Origin of the sequence: Lysobacter soli, from assembly GCF_009755585.1 — a bacterium.
In the GTDB taxonomy this organism is placed as follows: Bacteria; Pseudomonadota; Gammaproteobacteria; order Xanthomonadales; family Xanthomonadaceae; genus Lysobacter_J; species Lysobacter_J soli.
The window spans coordinates 1494461-1519876 of sequence record NZ_CP046603.1; the positions used below are offsets into that span (position 1 = coordinate 1494461).

23 protein-coding genes are annotated in these 25416 nt (G+C 68.3%); 13 read left to right on the forward strand and 10 right to left on the reverse strand.

What is annotated here, in order from left to right:
* The 4 genes from panB (at window position 1) to pgi (ending at window position 3760) form a co-directional block, all read left to right on the forward strand.
* Entirely contained in the window at window positions 1-837 is an 837-nt protein-coding gene (gene panB / locus GOY17_RS06820) for a 3-methyl-2-oxobutanoate hydroxymethyltransferase (protein ID WP_157029806.1), read from the forward strand.
* 27 nt (window positions 838-864) lie between these two features.
* Window positions 865-1713, forward strand: coding sequence for a pantoate--beta-alanine ligase (gene panC, locus GOY17_RS06825; protein ID WP_157029807.1), 849 nt, complete (start codon window positions 865-867; stop codon window positions 1711-1713).
* 148 nt (window positions 1714-1861) lie between these two features.
* The gene (gene panD / locus GOY17_RS06830; protein WP_115840720.1) at window positions 1862-2242 is read left to right on the forward strand and encodes an aspartate 1-decarboxylase; all 381 of its coding nucleotides are present in this window, start codon (window positions 1862-1864) and stop codon (window positions 2240-2242) included.
* Window positions 2243-2248: 6 nt separating this feature from the next.
* Complete coding sequence (gene pgi, locus GOY17_RS06835) at window positions 2249-3760, forward strand: glucose-6-phosphate isomerase (RefSeq protein WP_157029808.1); 1512 nt, start codon at window positions 2249-2251, stop codon at window positions 3758-3760.
* Between the two features lie 20 nt (window positions 3761-3780).
* On the opposite strand, the gene queG is transcribed toward pgi, so the two are convergent.
* Window positions 3781-4851 carry a tRNA epoxyqueuosine(34) reductase QueG gene (gene queG / locus GOY17_RS06840; protein WP_157031625.1) on the reverse strand — a complete coding sequence of 357 codons (1071 nt, stop codon included), beginning with the start codon at window positions 4849-4851 and terminating at the stop codon, window positions 3781-3783.
* A gap of 64 nt (window positions 4852-4915) precedes the next feature.
* Here queG and GOY17_RS06845 point away from each other — a divergent pair, with 64 nt between their 5' ends.
* The 6 genes from GOY17_RS06845 to GOY17_RS06870 all read left to right on the forward strand — a co-directional run bounded on the left by GOY17_RS06845 (window position 4916) and on the right by GOY17_RS06870 (window position 12674).
* Entirely contained in the window at window positions 4916-6433 is a 1518-nt protein-coding gene (locus GOY17_RS06845) for an NAD(P)H-hydrate dehydratase (protein WP_157029809.1), read from the forward strand.
* Window positions 6430-6903, forward strand: coding sequence for a tRNA (adenosine(37)-N6)-threonylcarbamoyltransferase complex ATPase subunit type 1 TsaE (gene tsaE / locus GOY17_RS06850; protein WP_157029810.1), 474 nt, complete (start codon window positions 6430-6432; stop codon window positions 6901-6903). Before GOY17_RS06845 ends, tsaE begins: the two co-directional genes overlap by 4 nt.
* 87 nt (window positions 6904-6990) lie before the next feature.
* Entirely contained in the window at window positions 6991-8667 is a 1677-nt protein-coding gene (locus tag GOY17_RS06855; protein ID WP_157029811.1) for an N-acetylmuramoyl-L-alanine amidase, read from the forward strand.
* Window positions 8668-8811: 144 nt separating this feature from the next.
* The gene (gene mutL, locus GOY17_RS06860; protein WP_157029812.1) at window positions 8812-10650 is read left to right on the forward strand and encodes a DNA mismatch repair endonuclease MutL; all 1839 of its coding nucleotides are present in this window, start codon (window positions 8812-8814) and stop codon (window positions 10648-10650) included.
* Window positions 10651-11595 (forward strand): DUF1684 domain-containing protein, encoded by a 945-nt coding sequence (locus GOY17_RS06865; RefSeq protein WP_157029813.1) that lies wholly within the window; start codon window positions 10651-10653, stop codon window positions 11593-11595.
* 17 nt (window positions 11596-11612) lie between these two features.
* Window positions 11613-12674 carry a TraB/GumN family protein gene (locus GOY17_RS06870; protein WP_157029814.1) on the forward strand — a complete coding sequence of 354 codons (1062 nt, stop codon included), beginning with the start codon at window positions 11613-11615 and terminating at the stop codon, window positions 12672-12674.
* A gap of 238 nt (window positions 12675-12912) precedes the next feature.
* On the opposite strand, the gene rnfB is transcribed toward GOY17_RS06870, so the two are convergent.
* The 4 genes from rnfB to GOY17_RS06890 all read right to left on the reverse strand — a co-directional run bounded on the left by rnfB (window position 12913) and on the right by GOY17_RS06890 (window position 19096).
* Complete coding sequence (rnfB, locus tag GOY17_RS06875; RefSeq protein ID WP_157029815.1) at window positions 12913-13320, reverse strand: Rnf electron transport complex subunit RnfB; 408 nt, start codon at window positions 13318-13320, stop codon at window positions 12913-12915.
* Window positions 13321-13397: 77 nt separating this feature from the next.
* Window positions 13398-15470, reverse strand: a complete 2073-nt coding sequence (gene metG, locus GOY17_RS06880; RefSeq protein WP_157029816.1) for a methionine--tRNA ligase — start codon at window positions 15468-15470, stop codon at window positions 13398-13400.
* Between the two features lie 192 nt (window positions 15471-15662).
* A complete protein-coding gene (locus tag GOY17_RS06885; protein ID WP_157029817.1) occupies window positions 15663-16112 on the reverse strand; it encodes a DUF2147 domain-containing protein in 450 nt (149 codons plus the stop codon).
* Between the two features lie 134 nt (window positions 16113-16246).
* Window positions 16247-19096, reverse strand: a complete 2850-nt coding sequence (locus GOY17_RS06890) for a TonB-dependent receptor plug domain-containing protein (RefSeq protein WP_157029818.1) — start codon at window positions 19094-19096, stop codon at window positions 16247-16249.
* A 383-nt stretch (window positions 19097-19479) separates the two neighbouring features.
* On the opposite strand from GOY17_RS06890, the gene apbC reads away from it, so the two are divergent.
* The 3 genes from apbC (at window position 19480) to GOY17_RS06905 (ending at window position 21928) form a co-directional block, all read left to right on the forward strand.
* The gene (gene apbC / locus GOY17_RS06895) at window positions 19480-20346 is read left to right on the forward strand and encodes an iron-sulfur cluster carrier protein ApbC (protein WP_157031626.1); all 867 of its coding nucleotides are present in this window, start codon (window positions 19480-19482) and stop codon (window positions 20344-20346) included.
* Between the two features lie 89 nt (window positions 20347-20435).
* On the forward strand, window positions 20436-21008 hold the full coding sequence (dcd, locus tag GOY17_RS06900; RefSeq protein ID WP_115840707.1) for a dCTP deaminase: 573 nt from the start codon (window positions 20436-20438) through the stop codon (window positions 21006-21008).
* Between the two features lie 152 nt (window positions 21009-21160).
* A complete protein-coding gene (locus GOY17_RS06905; RefSeq protein ID WP_198173842.1) occupies window positions 21161-21928 on the forward strand; it encodes a M48 family metallopeptidase in 768 nt (255 codons plus the stop codon).
* Window positions 21929-22120: 192 nt separating this feature from the next.
* Here GOY17_RS06905 and pcp read toward each other — a convergent pair whose 3' ends face one another.
* The 5 genes from pcp to GOY17_RS18755 are packed head-to-tail and all read right to left on the reverse strand — an operon-like array spanning window position 22121 to window position 25391.
* A complete protein-coding gene (gene pcp, locus GOY17_RS06910) occupies window positions 22121-22780 on the reverse strand; it encodes a pyroglutamyl-peptidase I (protein ID WP_232338546.1) in 660 nt (219 codons plus the stop codon).
* Window positions 22777-23742: a DUF979 domain-containing protein gene (locus GOY17_RS06915; protein ID WP_157029820.1), complete on the reverse strand. Its 966-nt coding sequence runs from the start codon at window positions 23740-23742 to the stop codon at window positions 22777-22779. The genes pcp and GOY17_RS06915 overlap by 4 nt, the downstream gene beginning before the upstream one ends.
* Window positions 23729-24457 carry a DUF969 domain-containing protein gene (locus tag GOY17_RS06920; RefSeq protein ID WP_232338547.1) on the reverse strand — a complete coding sequence of 243 codons (729 nt, stop codon included), beginning with the start codon at window positions 24455-24457 and terminating at the stop codon, window positions 23729-23731. The genes GOY17_RS06915 and GOY17_RS06920 overlap by 14 nt, the downstream gene beginning before the upstream one ends.
* Window positions 24454-25209 carry a LamB/YcsF family protein gene (locus GOY17_RS06925; RefSeq protein WP_157029821.1) on the reverse strand — a complete coding sequence of 252 codons (756 nt, stop codon included), beginning with the start codon at window positions 25207-25209 and terminating at the stop codon, window positions 24454-24456. The genes GOY17_RS06920 and GOY17_RS06925 overlap by 4 nt, the downstream gene beginning before the upstream one ends.
* Window positions 25210-25226: 17 nt before the next feature.
* Window positions 25227-25391: a LiaI-LiaF-like domain-containing protein gene (locus GOY17_RS18755; protein WP_181902663.1), complete on the reverse strand. Its 165-nt coding sequence runs from the start codon at window positions 25389-25391 to the stop codon at window positions 25227-25229.
* Window positions 25392-25416: the final 25 nt, after the last annotated feature.

The window sequence follows — 25416 nt, forward strand, 5'->3', positions numbered from 1 at the left end:
ATGTACAGCGGAACTCCGAACGAGTCGCCCCGTGCCGCCGAGAAGGCGTGGACCGTGCCCGCGCTCGCGCAGGCCAAGCGCGACGGCCGCAAGCTGGTCATGCTGACCTGCTACGACGCGGGCTTCGCGCGCACGATGGAGGACGTCGGCATCGACCTGGTGCTGGTCGGCGATTCGCTCGGCATGGTGATGCAGGGCCACGACAGCACGATCCCGGTGACCACCGCCGACGTCGCGTACCACACGGCCTGCGTCGCGCGCGGACTGGACAAGACGCTGCTGATCGCCGACCTGCCGTTCGGTGCCGACGCCACGCCGGAGCGCGCGCTCGACGCGTCGATCCGCCTGCTGCAGGCCGGCGCGGCGATGGTCAAGCTCGAGGGCGCCGCGCACAAGCTCGAGGTCATCCGGTTCCTCGTTGATCGCGAGATTCCGGTCTGCGCGCACCTGGGCCTCACGCCGCAATCGGTGCTGCGCCTGGGCGGCTACAAGGTTCAGGGTCGCGATGAGGTCGCCGCCAGGCGCCTTCGCGAAGACGCCCGCGCCGTGCAGGACGCCGGCGCCACGCTGCTGGTGCTCGAATGCGTGCCCACGCCGGTCGCTGCATCGATCACCGCCGATCTCGACATTCCCACCATCGGCATCGGCGCCGGCCCGCAATGCGACGGCCAGGTGCTGGTGCTGCACGACCTGCTCGGCGTCAACTCGGGCCATCGCCGGCCGCGCTTCGTGAAGGATTTCCTCGCCGAAGGCGGCTCGGTTGCCGGTGCATTCGCCGCCTACGCAAAGGCGGTGCGCGACGGTTCGTTCCCCGACGCCGAACATTCGTACGCCTGATCCGCTCCGCTTCCTGATCCGAACCCGATGATCGACACCTTCACCGAACTCGACGCGCTGCGCGAGCGCGTGCGCAGCTGGAAGCGCGATGGCCTGCGCGTCGCTTTCGTGCCGACGATGGGCAACCTGCACGACGGCCATTTCTCGCTGGTGAAACTCGCGCGCAGGCATGCCGATCGCGTGGTCGCCAGCGTCTTCGTCAATCCGACGCAGTTCGGGCCGAACGAGGATTTCGCGCGCTACCCGCGTACGCCCGACGCCGACGCGCGCGGCCTGGAAGCGGCCGGCTGCGATGCGCTGTGGCTGCCGTCGGTGGAGGCGATGTACCCGCACGGCGTCGAAGCGACCGTGCGCGTGCAGGTGCCGAACGTCACGGCCACGCTGGAGGGCGCGTCCCGTCCCGGCCATTTCGATGGCGTCGCGACGGTCGTGTCGCGGCTGTTCAACCAGGTGCAGCCGGACGTCGCGGTGTTCGGCCGCAAGGATTACCAGCAGCTCGCCGTCGTGCGTTACATGGTCCGCGACCTCGCGTTCCCGATCGAGATCGTCGGCGCCGACATCGTCCGCGAAGCCAATGGCCTGGCGATGAGCTCGCGCAACCAGTACCTGTCGCCCGACGAGCGCGCGCAGGCGGCGCAGATCAGCCGCTGCCTGGCGGCGATGGCCGATGCCGTCCGCGCCGGCGAGCCGCGAGAAGCCGTTGAGACCGGTGCGTCACAGCGCCTGGTCGAGGCCGGCTTCGAACCCGACTACGCTGTGCTGCGCCGGCCCGACCTGACGGTGCCGGCAACCGGTGAAACCGGTTCCATGGTCGCGCTGATCGCCGCGCGGCTCGGGCGCACGCGTCTGATCGACAACCTCGAATTCACCGCCTGAACGCGCACCCGCGTGCACGATCCGGAGCGTTCCAGCGCCGCCGGCAATCCGGCGGGCCGGATGATGTTGCACCGCGCCATGCGCTGCTAGACTTGCCCAAATCCCTTGCACGCCGAGCGCGTCCGCGTTGCGGCCGGAGCCGAAATCCATGCAACTGAACATCCTCAAGGCCAAGATCCACCGCGCGACGGTGACCCACGCCGAGCTGCATTACGAAGGCTCGTGCGCGATCGACGGCCGCCTGCTCGACATTTCCGGCATCCGCGAATACGAGCAGATCCACATCTACAACGTGAACAACGGCCAGCGCTTCGTCACCTACGCCATCCGCGGCGAAGAGGGCAGCGGCGTGATCTCGGTGAACGGCGCCGCCGCACACTGCGCGCAGCCGGGCGATCTGGTCATCATCTGCGCCTACGGCGTGTGCGAGGAGGCCGAGGCCGCCAAGTACAAGCCGACGCTGGTGTACGTGGACCGCGACAACGCGCTGACGCACACCAACCGTTCGATGCCGGCACAGGCGGCCTGACCGCCCATGGATGCCGCTTCCCGTCTGAGCCAACTGCGCGCCCAGGCCGGGCGCATCCAGCAAACCCCGCTGGCGAAGCTGATCGCCGACGACGCGGCACGCGCGCAGGATTTCGCCCTGCGCGTGGGCCCGATCTACGCGAACTTCGCCCGCCAGCACTACGACCGTGAAGCGCTGGCCGCGCTGTTCGCGCTCGCCCAATCGATAGACGCGCCGGCGCGCCTGAAAGCGCTGTTCGACGGCGAGAAGATCAACCTCACCGAAGGCCGCAGCGTGCTGCACACGTCGCTGCGCAGCGATCTGTCCGACGCGCCGGTCGCCAAAGCCGCGCACGCGCAGGCACTGGACGCGCGCAAGCAGATGCGCGCGCTGGTAGATTCGCTCGCCAAGAGCGACATCACCGACATCGTGAGCGTCGGCATCGGCGGCTCCGACCTCGGCCCGCGCCTCGCCGTGGATGCGCTGAGCGGCCCGAAGCCCGGCCGTTTCCGCGTGCATTTCCTCAGCAACGTCGACGGCCACGCCGCCCAACGCGTGCTTTCCGGCCTCGATCCCGCGCGCACGGCCGCGGTGCTGATCTCCAAGACCTTCGGCACGCAGGAGACGCTGCTCAACGGCGCGATCCTGCGCGACTGGCTGGGCGGCACCGAGCGCCTTTACGCGGTGTCGGCGAACGTCGAGCGCGCGGCGCAGGCGTTCTCGATTCCCGCCGAACGCATCCTGCCGATGTGGGACTGGGTCGGTGGCCGGTATTCGTTGTGGTCGGCGGTCGGTTTCCCGATCGCGCTGGCCATCGGCATGGACGCGTTCGAGCAGATGCTCGACGGCGCGGCCGAGATGGACGCGCACGTCCTGAAGACGCCGGTCGAAACGAATCTTGCGGTGTGGCACGCGCTCACCAGCGTGTGGAACCGCAACGCGCTCGGCTATGCGACGCAGGCGGTGTTGCCGTACGACGAACGCCTGAAGCTGCTATCGAATTACCTGCAGCAGCTGGTGATGGAAAGCCTCGGCAAATCCGTGCGCACCGACGGTTCGCCCGTCGATGTCGAAACCGTGCCCGTGTGGTGGGGCGGTGCCGGTACCGACACCCAGCACAGCTTCTTCCAGGCGCTGCACCAGGGCACGTCGATCGTGCCGGCCGATTTCATCGGCGTGGTGCGTGCCGACGCGCCGTATCCGCAGAACCATCGCGCGCTGCACGCGAACCTGCTCGCGCAGACCGAGGCGTTCGCCAACGGCCAGTCCAGCGACGATCCGCATCGTGCGTACGCCGGTGGTCGTCCGACGACGACGCTGCTGCTCGATGCGCTGACGCCGCATTCCTTCGGCGCGCTGCTCGCGCTGTACGAACACAGCGTGTACCTGCAGTCGCTGGTGTGGGGCATCAACGCGTTCGACCAGTTCGGCGTGGAACTCGGCAAGCAGGTCGCGAGCCGTCTGCTTCCAGCGCTGGAAGGCAAGGCGCAGGCCGACGATCCGGTGACGCGCGCACTGCTTGAACAGTTGCGCGGCTGATCAACGCGACGCAGCGTGCATCACGCTGCGTCGTCTGCTCCATGCCGGCGAAGTGCCCACTCGATGTGCTCGCGCACCATCGGGCTCGCAGACTCGCGGCGCGCACGCAGCGCGTCGATCACGTCTGGCGTCGAACGCGCATTGCCCAGCGCGACGGCGATGTTGCGCAGCCAGCGCTCGTGGCCGCTGCGCCGGATCGCGGAACCTTCGGTGCGCTGGAGGAATTCCTCCTCGCTCCACGCGAAAAGATCGACCAGCGTCGCCTTGTCCAGGTCGTTGCGCACGCGGAAATCCGGCTCGTCCGTGCGTTGGGCGAACTTGTTCCAGGGGCAGATCAGCTGGCAGTCGTCGCATCCGAAGATGCGGTTGCCGATCGGTGCGCGCAGGTCTTCGGGAATCGCGCCTTCGTGTTCGATCGTGAGATAGGCGATGCAACGCCGAGCATCGAGCCGGTACGGCGCGACGATCGCCTGCGTCGGGCACACGTCGATGCAGCGTCGGCAGGTGCCGCAGTGCGCGCTCGCCGGGACATCGACAGGCAGCGGCAGATCGACATAGATCTCGCCGAGGAAGAAGAACGAGCCGCCATCCTTGTCGATCAGGCACGTGTGCTTGCCGATCCAGCCCAGTCCCGCGTTTCGGGCGAGCGCGCGTTCGAGCACCGGCGCCGAATCGACGAACACGCGATGCCCGAACGGACCGACGACCTCGGCGATGCGGTCGGCGAGGCGTTGCAGTCGCTGGCGCATCAGCTTGTGGTAGTCGCGGCCCAGCGCGTAGCGCGCGACGTAGGCGCGTTCGCTGTCGTCCAGCGTCGCCCAGGCTTCATCGCTGTCGCGTCCGTAATCCAGGCCGACCGAAATCACGCGCACCGTGCCCGGATGCAGTTCGTCCGGGCGCGCGCGCAGATCGCCGTGGCGCGCCATCCAGTCCATCGATCCGTAGAGCCCTTGCGCGAGCCAGTCGCGCAGATACGCTTCGTCCTCGCCGAGTTCCACGCCCGTGATGCCGCAGCGCTGGAAGCCGAACTCGCGCGCCAGTTCGCGCACGCGCGCCGCGAGCGCGCCGTAGTCGGGCGCGGAGGCGGGCAGGGGGGCGGGCAGGGGGGCGGGGGATACGGAGGGGTTCACGGCATCGCAAGTATAGAATCGCGCGATGCCCCATGACGCCGCTCCGTTCGTTCACGCGCTCTACGACGCCGCGGCGCTGCGGCAGCTGGAGTCGCGCGCGGCGCAGCGGCTGGGCGACGGCTTCGAATTGATGCGACGCGCCGGCGCGGCCGCATGGCGCGACGTGCTGGCACGCTGGCCGCAGGCGATGCGGATCGTGGTCGTGTGCGGGCCGGGCAACAACGGCGGCGACGGCTACGTGCTCGCGCGCCACGCGAAGGACGCCGGCCGCGACGTGCGCGTCTTGCATCTGCCTGAACACGCACCGCGCGCCGGGCTCGCGCGTCGCGCTGCCGACGAGTTCGCCATCGTGGGCGGCTCGATCGTCGAGTTCGATCAGCATCTGCCGCCATGCGATCTGATCGTCGATGCGCTGTTCGGCATCGGCTTCTCGCGCGAACTGGATGCGGCCACGCGGGCAGTCATCGCCGCGATCAATGCGCACGGTGCGCCGGTATTCGCGCTCGACGTGCCCAGCGGTGTCGACGCAGACAGTGGTTCTGTTCCCGGGGCGGCGGTGATCGCGACGCACACGATCGAATTCATCGCGTCGAAGGCGGGGCTGCGCACGGGCGCCGCGCTCGATCATGCCGGCGCGTTGTCGCTCGCCCCACTTGAACTCGACGCCGTCGATTTCGCCGGCGTCGTCGCCATCGCCGAACGCCTGGCTGCGACCGACCTCGCGCGCTGGCTCGCGCCGCGGCCGCGCGACAGCCACAAGGGTCGCAACGGTCGCGTGCTGTGCATCGGCGGCGACCACGGCAGCGGAGGCGCGATCATGCTGTGCGCCGAAGCCGCGTTGCGCTGCGGCGCGGGACTGGTCGAAGTCGCCACGCGTGAGCGCCATGTCGCGCCCTTGCTTGCACGCTTGCCGGAAGCGATGACGCATGACGTCGGCGACATCGAGGCGCTGCACGCAGCACTCGATCGCGCAGATGCGGTGGCGCTCGGTCCGGGCCTCGGTCGTGGCGACTGGGGCCTTCCGTTGTACGAACGCGCGATCGCCAGCGGAAAGCCGCTGCTGCTCGACGCCGACGCATTGAATCTGCTGGCAACGCGTCCGTTCGCATTGCCGGCCGATGCGGTGATCACGCCGCATCCGGGCGAGGCGGCGCGCCTGCTCGACACCACCACCGCGGATATTCAACGCAACCGTTTCGCCGCGGCGCGCGCGTTGTGCGAGCGCTATGCGTGCGTGGTCGTGCTCAAGGGCGCGGGCACGATCGTGATGTCCGCGCACGAGACGCCTCGCGTCATCGCCGCCGGCAATCCCGGTATGGCGGTCGGCGGCATGGGCGATGTGCTCAGCGGCGTCATCGCCGCGTTGCGCGCGCAGGGCTTGAACGCATTCGACGCCGCGGCATGCGGCGCGCTGCTGCATTCGTCGGCCGGCGATGCAGCCGCGCACGATGGCGGTGAGCGCGGGCTGCTGCCCAGCGACCTGATGCCGTGGATTCGCCATTTCTCGAATCAGCAGTCTCTCAGCAGGGAACCGAAGCAATGACCGAACTTTGGTTGCCCGATGTCGACGCCACCGATGCGCTCGGCGCGCGACTGGCGATGACGCGTCCCGCGCAGGCCGTCGTGCATCTGCATGGCGATCTTGGCGCGGGCAAGTCGACGATCGCACGCGCACTGCTGCGCGCGCTCGGCGTGCAGGGCGCGATCCGCAGCCCGACGTACACGCTGGTCGAGCGATACCCGCTCGCCGATGGCGAAGCCTGGCACCTGGACCTGTATCGCATCGCCGATCCGGGCGAACTCGAGTTCCTCGGCCTGGACAGTGCGGACGTGCGGCTGTGGCTCGTCGAATGGCCGGAGCGGGGCGCCGGCGCGCTGCCGGTCCCCGACCTCACCATCGAGATGTCGATGCGCGGGCCAGGGCGGATCGCCCGGCTTCGGTCGGGCTCGCCGGTCGGCGACAGCTGGGTCGGGCGGGTGTCGACCGGGCACGAGGTTGCGTCCGACTCCTGAACGGATTTGCAGGAAAGACCGGCAGGTCCCGGATTCGTAAGGGAAAAGTGCTTGCAAAATTAATTTTGCGGTGCTTGACTACGGCTCATGCGCGTAACCGCCGCCACCGTCCAGAAATGTCTGCTCGGCCTCGCGCTGCTCGCGGCGGTTGCTTGGAATCTGGCCCACGCCAGTGAAATCAAGGGCTTGGAGCTGCGCGACGGTGCCACCGGCACCCGCGCCGAGATCGCCCTGGATCGCGCCGCCGACTTCAAGGTCATCAGCCTCAAGGGGCCCGACCGTCTGGTCATCGATCTTCCCGCCTCCTCGCTGGCGCGCGGTTTCCGGCTGCCATCGGCCAGCGGCGTGGTGAAGTCGGTCCGTACCGGCGAACCGTCCCCCGGCACCGCCCGCATCGTGTTCGACCTGGCCCAGCCGGTCGCCGTCCTCAAGCCGCGCATCGAGCAGGCCGGCGACGGTCCGCGTCTGGTGCTCGAATGGCCGGGCGACGGGTCGACGCCCGCACCGTCCGCGCCCGCTGTGGCGACGACTACGCCCGCCGCGCCGGCCGCTCCGACCACCGACACCGCTGCGGCCGCCACGCCGATGGCGCAGAAGTTCGATCCGGCCGCGTCCTCGGCCGCGACCACGCGCCTGATCTCCGAGATCGTCGCGCGCAACGAAACCACCCCGGCCGCGCCCGCAACGTCCGCGCCGTCCGCACCCGCGCCCGCCGCGAACGTAGCCGCTGCGACCGTGCCGCCCTCGGCTATGCCGAGCGTCACGCCGATGCCGCCGGCGTCGACGCCGACGGCCACTTCGACGGCGTCGGCTCCGAGCGCTCCTGCTGCGGTCGCCGCGAAACCGCCGGTCGCGACGACGATCGCCACCGGTGTTCCGACCCGCATCGCCACCGGCGTGCCGACGCCGATGCCCGGTTCGACCGCCGCGACCTCCGCCAGCGCCGGAACGCCCGCAGCGCAGGCACCGGTCAAGACGATGAAGGACGTGATGCGCGGTCGCGGCATGCGTCCGCTGGTCATCGCGATCGACGCCGGTCACGGCGGCCAGGATCCGGGCGCCATTGGGCCGTCGGGCAAGCGCGAGAAGGACGCCACGCTGGCCATCGCCCGCGAGCTCGCCCGCCAGGTCAACGCGACGCCGGGCCTGAAGGCCTATCTCACCCGCGACACCGACGTGTTCATCCCGCTGCCGCGTCGCGCGCAGCTGGCGCGGGCGGCGAAGGCGGACATGTTCATCTCCATCCACGCTGACGCCGCCGAAAACCGCGCCGCGCGGGGTTCGTCGGTCTACGTGCTCTCGCTGAAAGGCGCGTCGTCGCAGCGCGCCCGCTGGCTGGCCGACAAGGAAAACGCCTCCGACCTGATCGGCGGCGTGCGCCTGGAGCAGACGAGCAACACGCTCGCTTCAGTGCTGCTCGACCTCACCCAGAGCGGCCACATGAAGGCGTCCGAAGATGCCGCCGGGCAGGTGCTGGACGGTCTCAAGCGCGTCGGCGCGAACCACAAGCCCAACATCGAGCGCGCCAACTTCGCCGTGCTGCGCACCTCCGACATGCCGGCGATGCTGGTCGAGACGGCCTTCATCTCGAACCCGGAAGAGGAAAAGCGCCTCAACGACCCCGCGCACCAGAGCAAGCTCGCGCGTGCGGTGCTGGACGGCGTCAACACCTACTTCACCCGCCAGCCGCCTCCGGGCACCCTCTACGCGGCGCGCGCGGATGCGCAGTACGCGACCGGCGAGGCGAGCGGCGGCAGCCTCTGATCGGCCCGCGACACTCCAGACGGCGCCCGGGCATTCCCGGGCGTTTTCGTTTGCGCGATCGTTTGCGCAATCGGCCTGACCGGCCGCCGCGTCGGCTATGATGAACGCGATTCCCTCGACGATGCCGGGCCGCATCGCCAAGCCGTGACGATCCGCCAGCTCCCCGACACCCTCATCAACCAGATCGCCGCCGGCGAGGTCATCGAGCGTCCCGCTTCGGTGGTGAAGGAGCTCGTCGAAAACGCGCTCGACGCCGGCGCCCGGCGCATCGACATCGACCTGGAAGAAGGCGGCGTCCGCCTGATCCGCATCCGCGACGACGGCAAGGGCATCGAGCCCGACCAGCTGCCGCTCGCGGTGTCGCGCCACGCGACCAGCAAGATCGCCTCGCTTGACGACCTGGAAGGCGTGGCGACGCTCGGCTTCCGCGGTGAAGCATTGCCGTCGATCGCCTCCGTCAGCCGATTCGCGCTCACCTCGCGCCGCGACGGCAGCGATCGCGCGGCGACGCTGGAAATCGACGGCGGCCGGCTCGGCGAGGTCATGCCGAAGTCGCATCCGCAAGGTACGACCGTCGAAGTGCGCGACCTCTTCTTCAACGTGCCGGCGCGGCGCAAATTCCTGAAGGCCGAACGCACCGAGCTTGGCCACATCGAGGAATGGCTGCGCCAGCTCGCGCTCGCGCGCCCCGATGTCGAGCTGCGCGTCTCGCACAACGGCAAGCCGTCGCGACGGTGGAAAGGCGAGGGCGACCTGCTGTCGGAAGTGCGCCTGCACGAAGCGCTCGGCGAGGAATTCGCGCGCAACGCGCTGCGCATCGAACACGCCGGTGCCGGCCTGCGGCTGCACGGCTGGATCGCGCAGCCGGCGTACAACCGCGCCAGCGCCGACCAGCAGTACCTCTATGTCAACGGCCGCGCGGTGCGCGACCGCAGCATCGCGCATGCGATCAAGCAGGCGTATGCCGACGTGCTTTTCCACGGCCGCCAGCCGGCGTACGTGCTGTTCCTCGAACTCGATCCGCGGCGCGTTGACGTCAACGTGCATCCGGCCAAGCATGAAGTGCGGTTCCGCGACGCACGCCTGATCCACGACTTCGTCTACCGCACGCTGCAGAACGCGCTCGCGGAAACGCGCGCCGGCACGGTCGCGGGCGTGGCGGGAATGCCCACGAACGATTCACCGACGGCACCATCGTTCAGTGGCTACGGCACCGCGGGCGCGCCTGCCTACACGTATCTCGATCGCGCCTCGCAATCGCCGCTGCCGATGCAGGTGGCGGATACGCGTGCCGGCTACGCGGCGCTCTACGGCGGTGGCGGAGTGGCCACCGCGGTTGCGCCGTCGTTCGCGCAGAACACCCAACCCGCCACATTGCCGCACAGCGACGACGCCACGCTGCCGCCGCTGGGCTATGCCATCGCGCAGTTGCACGGGATCTACATCCTGGCCGAAAGCGCCGAAGGGCTGATCGTCGTCGACATGCACGCCGCGCACGAGCGCATCGGCTACGAGAAGCTCAAGACCGCGCACGACGGCGAAGGCCTGCGCACGCAGCCGCTGCTGGTGCCAGCGACACTGGCGGTGTCCGAACGCGAAGCCGAGGTCGCCGAGCGCGAGGCGCAGACGCTGGCCGAGCTCGGTTTCGAAGTCACCCGCAGCGGTCCGCAGTCGCTGACGTTGCGCTCCGTGCCGGCGCTGCTCGCGCACGGCGACGTCGAAGCGTTGCTGCGCGACGTGTTGGCCGACCTGCGCGAACACGGCGAATCGTTGCGCGTGGCCGCGGCGCGCGACGAGCTGCTCGCGACCATGGCCTGCCACGGCGCCGTCCGCGCCAACCGCCGTCTCACTCTGCCCGAGATGAACGCCCTGCTCCGCGAGATGGAAATCACCGAACGCTCCGGCCAGTGCAATCATGGCCGTCCCACCTGGGCGCGCTTCACGCTGCCCGACATCGACCGCTGGTTCCTGCGAGGACGTTGAATGGCTTCAGTCGCGAAAGGGGCACTGATCTTCATGATGCTGGGTGCCATCACGGCCTGCGGGCCGAAGCAGGACGACGCCGCGAGGGCCGAGCAGGCGAAGGCCGAGCGCGCCGCGTTCCAGCAGGAACTCGACATGGTGCGCCAGCTGCGCGTCACCGAACTCACCAAGCCCGACGGCTGGACCAGCCTGGTCGGCCTGCACTGGATCGATCCGGGCTCGCATTACATCGGCTCCTCGGCCGGCAACGGCATCAAGCTCGCGGTCGGGCCGTCGCACCTGGGCATGATCGACGTGAGCCAGAACCGCGTCCGCTTCGTGCCCGAGAAAGGCGCGGCGATCACGCTCGACGGCCAGCCGTTCACCAGTGAAGCCATCCTGCGCGCCGACGACGCACCGACCGGTCCCAGCGTCATCGGTTTCGACGACGGCAAGGGGCTGGCGACCGTGATCAAGCGCGGCGACCGCTACCTGCTGCGCGTGAAGCACGCCGACGCGCCGACGCGCACCGGTTTCCGGGGCGTCGAATACTGGCCGACCAGCGCCGACTGGCGCGTGGAAGGGCGCTTCGTGCCACACCCGGCGGGCAAGACGCTGGAGATCGCCAACATCATCGGCACCACCGATGCGGTACCGAACCCGGGCGCGATCGAGTTCGAGCGCGAAGGCAAGACGTTCCGCATCGAAGCGCTGGACGAAGGCGAGGAAACGCTGTTCCTGGTCTTCGCCGACCGCACCAGCGGGCACGGCAGCTATCCGGCCGGACGTTTCCTGGATGTCGCCAAGCCGGGCGTCGGCGGCAAGGTCGTGCTCGACTTCAACCAGTCGCGCAACCCGCCGTGCGCCTTCACGCCCTTCGCGACCTGCCCGCTGCCGCCGCCGGAAAACCGGCTGGACGTGGCGATCCAGGCCGGCGAAAAGACCTACGCCCACTCCGCCAACTGATCCGGACTTCCGCCCCGATGCGTCGTCGCTTCAAGCTGCTGTGCCTTTCGCTCGCCGCCGCCGTCGGCCTGATGTCGGTGGCGCTCGCCGTCGAGCAGGCGCGTTCGCCGGCGCAGGCCGCGCCCTCGCAAGCTGCGCCGCAGACCGCGAGTGCGCCGCCTGCGGCAACGCGCCCGCCGCCGGTGCCGCTGCTGTGGAAGGTGTCCGATCGCAACAACTCGGTCTACCTGCTCGGTTCGTTCCACCTGCTGAAGGCCGACGACTACCCGATTTCGGGGGACATCGACCAGGCCTTCGCCGGCGCCGACAGGATCGTCTTCGAAGTGCCGCCGGAGCAGATGCTCGATCCGGCGATGGGGCAGAAATTCCTCGCCGCCGCGGGCTACGCCGACGGCCGCACACTGAGCCAGGTGCTGCCGCCGGCGATGCGCGAGAAGTTCAACCGCATCCTCGCCCAGCGCGGCGCGTCGATCGCGCAGTTCGATGCGTACGAGCCGTGGTTCGTGAACCTGTCGCTGATGCTCGGCGTGTCGCAGCAGATGGGTTTCCGCCCCGACAAGGGCCTGGACCAGGTGCTGATGCAGCAGGCCATCGCCGGCAACAAGGCGACCGGAGGGCTGGAATCGATCGACCTGCAGCTCGAGGTGCTCGATTCCACGCCGATGGACGAGCAGGTGAAGTCGCTGAAGGAATTCCTCGACAAGCCCACCGAAATGCCGGGCATGCTCAGCGACCTGCACAACGCCTGGCGCGACGGCGACCTCGCGAAGCTGGACACGCTCACGCGCGAGGAAATGCGCGAGAAGACACCCGAGACCTATCGCATCGTCAACGTCGAACGCAACGACGCCTGGGTGCCGCAGATCCAGCAGATGCTCGACGGACAGAAGAAGGGCGACACGATGGTCGTCGTCGGGGCGCTGCACCTGCTGGGCGAGGACGGTCTGGTCGAGAAACTGCGCGCGAAGGGCTACACGGTGGAGCGCGTGTGTTCGGTGTGTGCGCCGGAGGCTGATGCGCCGCAGGGCGCGCCGGGCAACGCGTCGGCGAACTCGTCGGTGAACTCTTCGACGAAGTAGGCGCTGTTTGCCGTCATTCCCGCGCAGGTGGGAATCCATGTATCAGTCGCGTCACGCTCGACGCGGTCCGTCGAACGACCGCGATGCAGTGGCCTTCGGATAACGGAACATCGCTGGAAGATGGATTCCCGCCTGCGCGGGAATGACGGCAAAAGAAGCCGTCGCGGGAATGGCAGCAAGAAAGCGGCCGGGGGGAATGACGGCGAAGAAGCGGCAACCCTGACGGGGTGATGCGCGGTTACGCCGCCACCATCACGATGCAATCCACCGGGCACGCCGGCACGCACAGTTCGCAGCCGGTGCAGAGCGGGTCGATGACGGTGTGCATGTGCTTCGAACCGCCGACGATCGCGTCGACCGGGCACGCCTGGATGCATTTGGTGCAGCCGATGCAGTCGGCTTCGACGATCAGCGCGACCTGCGGCGGCTTGTGCTCGCCGCGCGTGCGGTCGAACGGTTTGGCCGGAACGTCCAGCAGGCGCGCGAGCGCACGCGCCCCCTCGTCGCCACCAGGCGGGCAGTGGTCGACATCGGCTTCGCCGCGTGCCATCGCCTCTGCGTAGGGTCGGCAGCCCGCGTAACCGCACTGCCCGCATTGCGTTTGCGGGAGCAGGCGGTCGAGGCGTTCGACGAGGTCCGGGATCATGATGTTTCCTCCTTCCCTCTTCGAAAGAAGGTGGCGCAGCCCGAGCCCTCTCTTTTCGGAAGAGGGCTCAAGACCGATCAGCGAACCGGTGCGCCCGGCTGCACGCCAGCGTCGGCGTCGAGCAGGTGCAGCGAGCCGCCGTCGAAACCAGCCGACAGGATCATGCCCTCGCTGATGCCGAAGCGCATCTTGCGCGGCGCGAGGTTGGCGATGAACACCACGCTGCGGCCGACGAGCTTTTCCGGTTCGCCATAGGAGCCGCGGATGCCCGAGAAGATCTGGCGCGTGCCCAGCTCGCCGGCATCGAGCTCGAAACGCAGCAGCTTGTCGGAGCCTTCGACGAATTCGCACGCAACGACCTTGCCCACGCGCAGGTCGAGCTTTGCGAAGTCGTCGATGCCGATGGTGGCGGTCTCATTGGTGGATGGCGCGGGTGCCGCGGCCGGCTTGGCGGGCTTGGCTTCGGCCTTGGTTTCGGACTCGTTCTTCGGAGCGGACTGCAGCGAGTCCTTGGAGGCTTCGATCATGGCGTCGATCTGTTTCGGGTCGATTCGGGTGAAGAGCGGGGCGTAGGCGTTGATGCGGTGGGCGAGCAGCGGCGCGGCGAGCTCGCTCCAGTTCGTGACCTTCGCTGCGAGGAAGTCCTCGGCCTGCGCGGTGACGCGCGGCAGCACGGGCTTGAGCGCGGTGTTCAGCACGCGGAACAGGTTCAGGCCCTGCGTGCAGACGGCCTGCAACTGCGCGTCGGCGCCGTCCTGCTTGGCCAGCACCCACGGCTTGTGCTCGTCGATGTACTTGTTGGCTTCGTCGGCCAGCGCCATCGTCAGGCGCAACGCGGTGGCGGCCTCGTTGCGCGCGTAGGCCTGCGCGATCGGTTCGAGCTGTTCGACGAAGCGCGCGTACTGCGCGGCATCGGGCAGCGCGTCCGCGAGGCGGCCGTCGAAGCGCTTCTCGATGAAACCGGCGCAGCGGCTGGCGAGGTTCACGAACTTGCCGACCAGGTCCGCGTTCACGCGCGCGACGAAATCGGCGAGGTTCAGGTCGAGGTCGTCGACGCCGCCGGTGGTCTTGGTCGCGTAGTAGTAACGCAGCGCTTCCGGGTGAAGCCCCGCGTCAAGGTAGGTGCGCGCCATGACGAAGGTGCCGCGCGACTTCGACATCTTGGCGCCGTCGACGGTCAGGTACCCGTTGACGTGCAGGCGCGTCGGCGCGCGGAAACCCGCGCCGTGCAGCACCGCCGGCCAGAACAGGCCGTGGAAGTTGACGATGTCCTTGCCGATGAAGTGGTGCAGCTCGGCCGGGCTGTCGCGGCGCAGGTACGACCAGAAGTCCAGGCCCTCTCGTTCGCACAGCGCCTGGAAGCTCGACAGGTAGCCGATCGGCGCGTCCAGCCAGACGTACAGGTACTTGCCCGGATGGCCCGGGATCTGGAAGCCGAAATAGGGCGCGTCGCGCGAGATGTCCCACGCACGCAGGCCGCCTTCGGCATCCAGCCATTCCTGCAGCTTGGCCTTCACGCCGGGCAGGGCGACGTCGCCGGCCAGCCATTGCCGCAGGAAGCCTTCGAACTGGCCGACCTCGAAGAAGAAGTGCTCCGATTCGCGCAGCTCCGGCGTCGCGCCGCTGACGACCGAACGCGGCTCCTTGAGTTCCGTCGGCGAATACGTGGCGCCGCAGTTCTCGCAGTTGTCGCCGTACTGGTCGGGCGTGCCGCAATTGGGGCAGATGCCCTTCACGTAGCGGTCGGGCAGGAACATGCCCTTCACCGGATCGAACAACTGCGCGACCGAACGGCGCGAGATGTGGCCGTTGTTGTCGAGCTTGGCGTAGATCGCCTCGGTCAGGACGCGGTTGCGCTCGGAGTTGGTCGAATCGTAATGGTCGAACGCGACACCGAAATCGGCGAAGTCGCGCTCGTGGCTCTGCTGGATCCCGGCGATGAAGGCTTCCGGCGACTGGCCGGCTTTCTCGGCGGCGAGCATGATCGGCGTGCCGTGGGTGTCGTCGGCGCACACGTACCAGGCCTTGTGGCCGGCCATGCGCTGGGCGCGGCACCAGATGTCGGCCTGGGTGTAGCCGACCAGATGGCCCAGGTGCAGCTGCCCGTTGGCGTAGGGCAGGGCGCAGGAAACGACGAACTCGCGGGACATGAGCAGCCAGGATGCGAAAAGAGCAGCGATTATCGCACGCGGTCCGCGTGCGCCTTCGCGGTGGCGAGGTATCAGGCCCCCGAAAACAGGACGAGCCCCCGTGGGGGCTCGTCCGTTCACACCGCGAACGGTGCGGTCAGGGCGTGCGTGACCGCGGGTCCGGCTGGACCTGGTCCGGCCGGGTCGCCGCGATCAGCGGCGCAGCCAGGTCTGGTTGCGGCCCAGCATGGAGAAGCCCATGTAGCCGCGCACTTCGAGCGCTTTGCCGCCATCCATCGGGGTGACGCGTACCGAGTAGATCTTGCCGGAGGACGGATCCAGGATCTTGCCGCCTTCCCAGCTCTCGCCTTCCTTGCGGATGCCCCACAGGATCACCATGCCCTTGACCGGCTTGTTCTTGCGGTCGCCGGAGCACTTGTCGCAGACCGGGTTTGGGCCGCGATCCGACTGCAGCACCTCGACCACGCGACCGGCCAGGCTGCCGTCCTTGGCTTCGTAGATCTCGACCACCGACTTGGGCTTGTCGGTCTTGTCGTCGATGGTGGTCCAGTGACCAACCGGCGTGTTCTGGACGGACGCGTTCTGGGCGAAGGCGCCCAGCGGCAGGGCCAGCAACAGAAGAGCGAGCAGCTTGGTACGCATGTGTCCCCTCCCAGGGATCGAATTCCGAGCAGTTATACCGCATCCGATGGCGTACGGAAGCGGCGGCGCGCACGCCTTTCCATGAGCCGGCCGGCCCCGCGACGTGGCGGGGCCGGGGCTCGCGAGGGAATCCGCTACTGGCCGAAGCGGTAGCGCATTTCCAGGTACATCGAACGACCGTAGGGGTTGTACAGCGCGCTGTTGTACGGAGTCGCCGCCGTGCCCGGATAGTTGGCCGCCTGCGCGTCGGGCATTTTGTCCAGCACGTTGTTCACCAGCAGCGACAGCCGCAGGAAGTCCGTCGCGTCGTAGTTGAAGCTCAGGTTCCAGGTCGTGTACGGCGCCCATCGGCCGGCGTGCTGGCCATTGGTCTGGTAGTCCCACGAATCGGAGATGTAGGCCAGGTAGTTGGGCGTGCTGCCGATCCGGTTGGCGTACGTCGTCGTCGTCCAGCGTCCCAGGCGCCACGCCAGCGACGCATCAGCGCGGGTTTTCGCGTAGGCGTCGTACAGCCACATCGCGTAGGGATCGCGCAACAGGTCCACCGGCTCGTCGCCCGGCAACGGCGTCACGGTGTGCTCGAGGTTGTTCGTGTAGTTGCCGGCGAACGCGAGCGAGCCCCAGCGCGAAAGGTCGAGCACGTAGTTCAGGCTGACGGTAAGCGCCCCCAGCTTCTGCTGCGACACGTTGACCTTGGGCGTGTACAGGCGCGTGATTTCGTAGTTCGGCCCGCGCGTCACCCACGCCAGCGCGTTGTCGCAACCGGCCGACGCCGTGTTGGCCTGGCCGGTGCGGCAGAAGTATTCGGCCAGCAGCAACTGATCGGCGCTGAGCTGGTCGACCTCGTCGCGGATGTCCCAGCGGAAATAGTCGACCGACAGCGAGAAGTTGCTGGCCGGCGCGTACACGACGCCGGCGTTCCATACGTGGGCCTCGATCGGCCGCAGTTCCGGATTGCCCGACTGCTGCCCGAAGTACCGCGTGTTGTCGTACGCGCAGTCGGTGGTGTTTCCGGGCACGTAACCGTCGAGCGAACAACGGTAGTAGTCGGTGTTCGAGCCGTAGAAGCCGCTCAGGCCCTGGAAGACGTCCGACAGCGTCGGCGCACGGAACGCCGTGCCGTACTTGCCGCGCAGCAGGATGCTTTCGACCGGTCGATACTCGACGCCGAGGCTGTAGGTCGGCTTGTCGATCGTCTGCCCGCCCACATCGAAGGCGTCGTAGCGACCCGACAACGTCACCGTGAGGGGATTCCACAAGGGCAGGCGCAGCTCGCCCGTCACCGCGTAGCGGTCGCGATCGCCCGAACCGCTGACCGACGTCTGCCCCCAGACGCCGGACTTCAACGTCACCGGGTCCTGCAACAGGCGCGCATCGGGTGTGTAGTCCCAACCCTGCTTTCCGCCTTCGACCACGACCGCCAGTCCCGCTTCGCCGCCCGGTAGCGGAAACAGCGAGGCATTCGTGAACTGCGCCCGCAGCGTGTCGTCCTTCGTCTCGCTGCGCGTGTCGACGTAGCCAGTGAAGCTCGCGAAATCCGACGGCGACATGGGCGAATAGAACGCCGCGTAGTTCGGCCGGAACACGGGATAGCCGCGATTGACGCCCAGCTGGGGCCCAAGGACGTGCGAGACGAAGTACGTGTCGATCGCGTCGGCGAAGCGTGCGAAACGGTGTTCGGTCAGCTCGTACCGCGTCGAGGTGACGCCGACATCCCAGTCCCACGCACTCGCGCCGAGGCGCCCCTGCGCGCCCAGCGTGAGCTGCCAGGAACGGTTGCGATCGGTATTCATGATGTCGGCGAAACCGAGCCCGCCGATGTCTTCCGGCGAGAACGCGCGCTGCAGGTTCAGCAGCGACTTGCGGTCCGGATCGTAGAAGTAGCCGTATTTCGCGCTGGTGCCCCACCACGTGTAGCTGGAGCCGGTCGCGTAATCGACGTCCTCGTGGCTGGCAAGCAGGTCGCCGTAGAGCTGCACGTTGTCGTTCACGTCGGAGGTCGCGTGCGCATAGCCCTGCAAGGCGTCCTTGCCGTTGCGGATCGTGCGGTAGCCCGGCGTCAGGAACGAACCGCAATATTGGCCGAGACCGGCTCGCGAGCTCAGCTGCTCGCTTCCGTCGAACTGGCCCCCGACGTTCTCGCACCGCGACGGATCGGCGAACACATACGTATTTCGCGCGGAACCGTTGGTGATCAGGTAATCGCGGCTGGCGGTCTGCGCGGTGTAGCCGGCGTCGTTGAATTCGCGCGTCAGTGCGCGCTGATGGCCCCAGATCGGATCACGCGTTTCGTACTGCAGGCCCGCGACGAGGTTGAAACGTCCGTCGGCGCTGCCGAAGCCGTCGGACGCGGTCACGCGCAGGCTGTCGCCGCCGCCCTCGCTGAACATACCGCCGCGCACGTTGAGCGACAGACCGTCGGCATGCTTCTTCAGGATCACGTTCACCACGCCGGCGATGGCATCGGAGCCGTACAGCGACGACTGGCCGCCGGGCAGGATCTCGATGCGATCGACCAGGTCGACGGGGATGCCGCTGATGTTGTTGAAGGTGTCCGAGCCGTTGTACAGCGCCGGATAATTCGCCATCGGGCGGCCGTCGATCAGGTACTTCGTGTAGCCCGGATCCAGACCGAACATGCCGGCGGCTTCGGCGCCCTGCGTGAACGAGGCGGACGTCTGCCCGCCCTGGAGCCCACCGGTCTGGAACGAGGACTGCTGCAACACGTCGGCGACGCTGGTGAAGCCGCGCGCCTGGATGTCCTCGGCCGAAACGACGGTGACCGGCGTGAAGTTCTCCAGCTGCGTCTGCGGAATCAGCGACCCGGTGACGGTGACCGCGTCGAGGTCGGTAGCGGTCGAAGCGGACTCCTGGGCGGCCGCGCCCCGGGCGGCCTGGGCGTTCTGGACGACGGACAAGGCAAAAACGAGGCACAAGGCGGCACTCAGCCGGCTGCGGCGCAGCCGATTGTTGGATACTGGCATCGGGTGGATCCCCTGAACGGACTTGAAGTGGATCGAAAAGGACGCGTCCGGCGTACCGGCCAGACGAGGCACGTCTGGCGAGGTGACGGGACCGTACCATGCGATTCGCGCCACTACGGTCGGGTTTTTCCGCGCCGTCGCATCAGTCGAAACTCAAAGGTTGTTACGTGATCGAAGAACTTCTGCAGCAGCGCATCGGTGCGCTTTCCATTCCCGACGTGGACGTCACGCTTCTTGACGCAAACGTGCGCGTGCGCGTCGTCGTCGGCGAAGGCCGCGCGGTGGTGGAAATTCTCTCGGGCTTTCCGTGCGCGTCATTGCGTCCGTGGCTCGACGCACAGGTGCAACGCGTGCTCGCCGATGAAGGCCTCGCGCTGACGCGAATGGACCTGCATCCGCGCATCGTCTCGCATGCGGTGCAGCCCAACGTCTCGCCGCTGCCGAACGTTCGCAACCTCATCGCGATCGGCTCGGGCAAGGGCGGCGTGGGCAAGTCGACGACCGCGGTGAACCTCGCGCTCGCACTGGCGGGCGAGGGCGCGCGCGTGGGCGTGCTCGATGCCGACATCTACGGCCCGAGCATCCCGACGATGCTCGGCCTGTCGGGCCGACCCGACAGCCCCGACGGCAAGACGATCGAGCCGATGCAGGCGCATGGCGTGGAAGCGATGTCGATCGGCCTGCTGGTCGACCAGGACACCCCGATGATCTGGCGCGGCCCGATGGCGACCTCCGCGCTGACGCAGCTGCTGGGCGAAACGCGCTGGGGGCACGCGCTCAGCGGCGATCTGGACTACCTCATCGTCGACCTGCCGCCGGGCACCGGCGACATCCAGCTCACGCTGGCGCAGAAGATCCCGGTCGCGGGCGCGGTCATCGTGACGACGCCGCAGGACGTCGCCACGCTCGACGCCCGCAAGGCGCTGAAGATGTTCGAGAAGGTCAGCGTCCCCGTGCTGGGCCTGGTCGAGAACATGGCCGTGCACGTGTGCTCGAACTGCGGCCATGCCGAGCACGTCTTCGGAGAGGGCGGTGGCAAGCGGATGGCCGAGCAGTACGGCGTGCCGCTGCTGGGCAGCCTGCCGCTGGAAATCGCGATCCGCGAGCAAGGCGACGCCGGTGCCCCGGTGGTCGCGTCCGCGCCTGCCAGCACCGCCGCCGCGGCCTACCGCGCCACCGCGCTGCGCATGGCCATCGAACTGGCCCGCCGCCCGCGCGTGGCCACGCCGCTGTCAGCCTCGCTGGTGTGACCTCCCGCGGGCCGCAGGGCGGGGCCTCTGGCCCCGGCCGGGCCCGGCTGACACAATCCCCCCTCCCACGCACGAGCCGCCCGCACCGCATGAGCATCAAGTCCGACCGCTGGATCCGCCGCATGTCCGAGCAGCCCGGCGGCATGATCGAGCCCTTCGAGCCCGGCCAGGTCAAGACCGCGGCGGACGGCCACCGCATCGTCAGCTACGGCACCTCCAGCTACGGCTACGACGTGCGCTGCTCGCGCGAGTTCAAGGTGTTCACCAACATCAACTCCACGATCGTCGACCCGAAGCATTTCGACTCGGGCAGCTTCGTGGACATCGAAAGCGACGTCTGCATCATCCCGCCGAATTCCTTCGCGCTGGCGCGCACGGTCGAGTACTTCCGCATCCCGCGCGACGTGCTCGTCGTCTGCCTGGGCAAGAGCACCTACGCGCGCTGCGGCATCATCGTGAACGTGACGCCGCTTGAGCCGGAATGGGAAGGCCACGTCACGCTCGAATTCAGCAACACCACGCCGCTGCCGGCGCGCATCTACGCCAACGAGGGCGTCGCGCAAATGCTGTTCTTCCAGTCGGACGAAGTCTGCGACACCTCGTACAAGGATCGCGGCGGCAAGTACCAGGGCCAGACCGGCGTCACGCTGCCGCGCACCTGATCCGCGCGTCGGACGCCACATCGAACGAAGGCCCGCCACGCGGGCCTTTTTCATGCGGCATTCGGATTCTTCCGATGGGGCGTGCCGACGACGCTATCGACAATGCATGACGCGCGATTCCCGCGCGCTGGAGACATGGCATGACACGCGACATGAAACGATTCGTCCTCACGATGGCCGGCGCGATGTGCCTTGCCGGTAGCGCACACGCGGGCAAGCTGTCGGACCTGCTCGGCAGCCAGGGTCTGAAGGACGCGGGAAACACCGCGATCACCGGCCTCGCGCTCACCGATGCGCAGGTCGTCGAGCTCGGCGCGAAATCCGTCGCGCAGATGGACCAGGAAAACCCCGTCGCGCCCGCCGACAACGCCAACGCGAAGCGCCTGGCGAAGCTCGCGCAGAACATGACGCGTGAGGATGGGCTGACACTCAACTTCAAGGTGTACCTGGTGAAGGACGTCAACGCCTTCGCCGTGCCGGACGGTTCGGTGCGCGTGTTCGCCGGCCTCATGGACCTGATGCCCGACGATGCCGAGCTGATGTCCGTCATCGGCCACGAAATCGGCCACGTGAAGTACGGCCACAGCAAGGAGCATTACCGCGCCGCGTACCTGTCCAGCGCCGCGCGCAAGGGCGTCGCCGCGATCGGCGGCACGGTCGGCAAGCTCGCCGCGTCGGACATCGGCGCGATCGGTGAGGCCGCGGTCAACGCGAATTTCAGCCGCGCCAACGAGACGCAGGCCGACGAATACGGCGTGGATTTCCTCCGCCGCCACGGCATGGACCCGAACGCCTCGGTGCGCGGCATGCAGAAGCTGGCGTCGCAGGACGGCAAGGCGAAGACGTCCTTCCTGGACGACCATCCGGCATCGCAGGAACGCGTGGCGCATCTGCAGAAGTACATTGCCCGGAAGAGGTGATGCGCCGTCGAACGCATCCCGGAGCGGTTCCGGCTTTTGCTGTCATTCCCGCGTAGGCGGGAATCCATGGATCCGTCGTCGCAAGGTATCTGGGAGCTTGATACGGCGGAAAGCTGGATCCCCGCCTTCGCGGGGATGACAGCTGGGGAGCGATGGTGCTCGCAGTGGACGACGACCGAGCCGCTCGCGCCCTCAATGCGTCGCCCCGCCCCCCATCCGCACATCGTGCTCGACCGTGAGCGCGATCCCCACCGCCAGCCGCAACGCCTGCGCGACCACTGTCGACGGCAGGCTCGGCGCGCCGGCATGCAGCGCGGCCTGCGCGGGCGAGTAGGGGATGTGCACGAAGCCGCCGCGCACACCCGGCAGCCCGCGCAGCGCGTGCATCAGCGCGTAGAACACGTGGTTGCACACGTACGTGCCCGCGGTCTGCGAGATCTCCGCGGGAAAGCCCGCGTTGCGCAGCGCCGCCAGCATCGCCTTGATCGGAAGGCTCGTGAAATACGCGGCCGGGCCATCCGCCGCGACGGGTTCGTCGATCGGCTGCGCGCCTGCGTTGTCGGGGATGCGCGCATCGATGACGTTGATCGCCACGCGTTCGAGCGACATCTGCGCGCGGCCGCCGGCCTGGCCGACGCAGATCACCAGCGACGGCACGAGTTCGTCCAGCGCCTGCTGCAGCGCGTGCAGCGATGCGTCGAACTCCACCGGCAGGCAGCGCGCGACGATACGGTGCCCGGCGACGACTTCGCCCTCCAGCGCCTGCACGGCTTCCCAGCTGGGATTCGTGGACTCGCCGCCGAATGGCGCGAAGCCGGTCAGCAGCACATGCGGCATCGGGGAGGCGTTCATCGGAAGGCGAGCCAGTACATCAGCGCCAGGTTCACCAGCAGCAGCGGGATCGCCGTCGGCAGCTGCGCGCGGATCACCGCGTTGGGGTCGTCAAGTTCCAGCAACGCGGCCGGGACGAGGTTGAAGTTGGCAGCCATCGGCGTCATCAGCGTGCCGCAGTAGCCGGTGAGCATGCCGATCGAGCCGAGGATCGCCGGTGCGGCACCGTGCTGCTCGATAAGCAACGGCAGGCCGATCCCCGCCGTCATCACGGGGAACGCCGCAAACGCGTTACCCATGATCACCGTGAACAGCACCATCCCGAGGCCGTACGCGAGCACGCAGGCAAGGCGGCTGTCGGCCGGAATCAGCATCGACACGATGGACGCCACTGCGTCGCCGACGCCGCTGGCCGCGAACACACCGCCCAGCGTCGCCAGCACGATCGGCAGCAGTGCCGCCCAGCCCATCGTGTCGAGCAGGCGTCGCCCTTCGCCGAGCGCGGCTGCGGGGCGCTCGCGCGTGATGTGGATCGCTGCGAACGTCGCGACCACGCACGCCAGCGCCAGGCCGATCAGCGTGATGCTGCCTTCGCCGAATACGGGCGTCCCGCCGATCGCCAGCTTCGCGCCGAACAGCACGATCAGCACGGTGACGACGGGAATGATCAGCGCTGGCACGAAGAGCCTGTGTCCAAGGCGCATCGCCGACGCGAGTCGCTGCGCCGCCGGCGCTTCGTCGATGTGTTCGCGGCGCATCCGCGCGGCGAGCAGCGCGAGTGCGATCACCGCGGCGCCCGCAAGCTGTGCGGGAAGCTTGTCGCCGGTCTTAGCTGCATCGAGCACGAACTTCCCGCCGGCGAAGAGCACGGCGATCAGGACCCAGAACGCCGCGTGCACGAACCGCTTTTCGCGCAGGTTGCGCAGTCCCGCGTACAGCAGGAACAGGGCCAGCAGCAGGTAGAAGTGCTCAATCGACAGCATCGGATCCGGCCGTGGTTTGAGCGATGCGTGCGGCCGCGGTTCGGCGATCGAGGCCGCGCTGGAAGAACACGATGCGGATCGCGTGGATCACGAACGCGGCGATCGCGGTCGGAATCGCCCACAGCGCGATCTGCAGCGGCTCCAGGTGGATGCCGTGTTCGGCGTAAAAGCCCTGGATCAGCAGCACCGCGCCGAAGGCGAGGAAGACGTCTTCCCCGAAGAAGCGGCCGACGTTGTCGGTCGCGGCGGCGAGCGCGTACACCTTCTGCGTGTCTTCGCGCGACGTCGGCCCGTTCGGCTTCGATGCCGCCGATTCGGCCATCGGCGCCAGCAGCGGCCGCACGGTCTGCGCGTGGCCGGCGATGTCGATCAGCCCGATCATGCTCAGGCCCTGCCGGGCGGCGAGGTAACCCGCCAGCAGGCGCGTCAGGGTCAGTCCGTGCCAGCGTTCGATCCAGCGCAACGCGTGCTCGCGCAGGCCGGCGCGCTCGAGCAGGCCGATGGTCGGCAGCGTCATCGCGAACATCAGCAGCGCGCGATTCGACACGAAGCTCTCGCCGAGCAGCGCGAGCAGTTCGCCCATCGATTTGCCGGCGAGCAGGCCGCTCACCAGCCCCGCGCTGACCACCACGATCACCGGATTGGCACGCAGCACGAAGCCGACGACCACCCATGCGACGCCGACCAGCGGCCAGTAGTTGATGGCCTCGTTCATGCGGCGGTTCCGAACGGGCGGACGGCGATGCCGTCGGCTTCCAGCGCCCCGCGCACCGCGCGGGCGAACTCCGCGGCGTCGGGCCGGTCGCCGTGCAGGCACAGCGTGTCGGCCTGGATCGCGACGACGCGGCCGTCGTCGGCGACGACTTCGCCTCGCAATGCCAGGCGCCGCACCTGCACGATCGACTCGTCGAGCGACTCGATCACCGCGCCCGGCGTGCCGCGCGGGCGTAACCGACCGCGCGCGTCGTAGCCGCGTTCGGCGAAGACTTCGTGCGCCACGCGCAGGCCGTGATCGAGGCCGACGCGTGCGAGTTCCGACCCCGACAATGCGTAAAGCGCGAGCGTGGGGTCGATGTCGGCAACCGTCGCGGCAATCGCATCGGCCACCGCGCGGTCGTCCGCGGCGACGTTGTACAGCGCGCCGTGCGGCTTGACGTGCGCGAGCGTCACGCCTTCCTCGCGCGCGATCGCGCGAATGCGTTCGATCTGCGCGCGCACCATGCGTGCGATTTCAGCCGGCGCGACGTCGAGCACGCGACGGCCGAAGTGTTCGCGATCTTCGTAGGAGGGATGCGCGCCGGCCGCCACGCCGTGCCGATGGCACAGACGAAGCGTCTCGCGCATCGTCGCCTCGTCGCCCGCATGGCCGCCGCAGGCGATGCTCGCCGACGTCACGTGCGGGAGGATCGCGGCGTCGTTGCCGCAGCCTTCGCCCAGGTCGCAGTTGAAGTCGATGCGCGCGCCCACGATGCGGCCGAGCGGCCTCAGCCGCGCTTGAACAGCATGCCGAGGCCGACGACGATCAGGATCGCCGGCCACCAGGTCATCAGCAGCCGGCCGAGGCTCATGTCGGTGAAGCCGAGGTTGTTGAGCAGGAACAGGGTGCCGATCACGACCAGCACCAGCGCGCCGACGATGTTGGATTTCATTGGGTTCGCCAGAAGAAGTGGAAGG

Bases quoted from the DNA above. Each gene is read 5' to 3' on its own strand.
- panB (WP_157029806.1), top strand. From the start codon at position 1: ATGTACAGCGGAACTCCGAACGAGTCGCCCCGTGCCGCCGAGAAGGCG.
- panC (WP_157029807.1), top strand. From the start codon at position 865: ATGATCGACACCTTCACCGAACTCGACGCGCTGCGCGAGCGCGTGCGC.
- panD (WP_115840720.1), top strand. From the start codon at position 1,862: ATGCAACTGAACATCCTCAAGGCCAAGATCCACCGCGCGACGGTGACC.
- pgi (WP_157029808.1), top strand. From the start codon at position 2,249: ATGGATGCCGCTTCCCGTCTGAGCCAACTGCGCGCCCAGGCCGGGCGC.
- GOY17_RS06845 (WP_157029809.1), top strand. From the start codon at position 4,916: ATGCCCCATGACGCCGCTCCGTTCGTTCACGCGCTCTACGACGCCGCG.
- tsaE (WP_157029810.1), top strand. From the start codon at position 6,430: ATGACCGAACTTTGGTTGCCCGATGTCGACGCCACCGATGCGCTCGGC.
- GOY17_RS06855 (WP_157029811.1), top strand. From the start codon at position 6,991: ATGCGCGTAACCGCCGCCACCGTCCAGAAATGTCTGCTCGGCCTCGCG.
- GOY17_RS06865 (WP_157029813.1), top strand. From the start codon at position 10,651: ATGGCTTCAGTCGCGAAAGGGGCACTGATCTTCATGATGCTGGGTGCC.
- GOY17_RS06870 (WP_157029814.1), top strand. From the start codon at position 11,613: ATGCGTCGTCGCTTCAAGCTGCTGTGCCTTTCGCTCGCCGCCGCCGTC.
- rnfB (WP_157029815.1), bottom strand. From the start codon at position 13,320: ATGATCCCGGACCTCGTCGAACGCCTCGACCGCCTGCTCCCGCAAACG.
- metG (WP_157029816.1), bottom strand. From the start codon at position 15,470: ATGTCCCGCGAGTTCGTCGTTTCCTGCGCCCTGCCCTACGCCAACGGG.
- GOY17_RS06885 (WP_157029817.1), bottom strand. From the start codon at position 16,112: ATGCGTACCAAGCTGCTCGCTCTTCTGTTGCTGGCCCTGCCGCTGGGC.
- GOY17_RS06890 (WP_157029818.1), bottom strand. From the start codon at position 19,096: ATGCCAGTATCCAACAATCGGCTGCGCCGCAGCCGGCTGAGTGCCGCC.
- apbC (WP_157031626.1), top strand. From the start codon at position 19,480: ATGGACCTGCATCCGCGCATCGTCTCGCATGCGGTGCAGCCCAACGTC.
- dcd (WP_115840707.1), top strand. From the start codon at position 20,436: ATGAGCATCAAGTCCGACCGCTGGATCCGCCGCATGTCCGAGCAGCCC.
- GOY17_RS06905 (WP_198173842.1), top strand. From the start codon at position 21,161: ATGAAACGATTCGTCCTCACGATGGCCGGCGCGATGTGCCTTGCCGGT.
- pcp (WP_232338546.1), bottom strand. From the start codon at position 22,780: ATGAACGCCTCCCCGATGCCGCATGTGCTGCTGACCGGCTTCGCGCCA.
- GOY17_RS06915 (WP_157029820.1), bottom strand. From the start codon at position 23,742: ATGCTGTCGATTGAGCACTTCTACCTGCTGCTGGCCCTGTTCCTGCTG.
- GOY17_RS06920 (WP_232338547.1), bottom strand. From the start codon at position 24,457: ATGAACGAGGCCATCAACTACTGGCCGCTGGTCGGCGTCGCATGGGTG.
- GOY17_RS18755 (WP_181902663.1), bottom strand. From the start codon at position 25,391: ATGAAATCCAACATCGTCGGCGCGCTGGTGCTGGTCGTGATCGGCACC.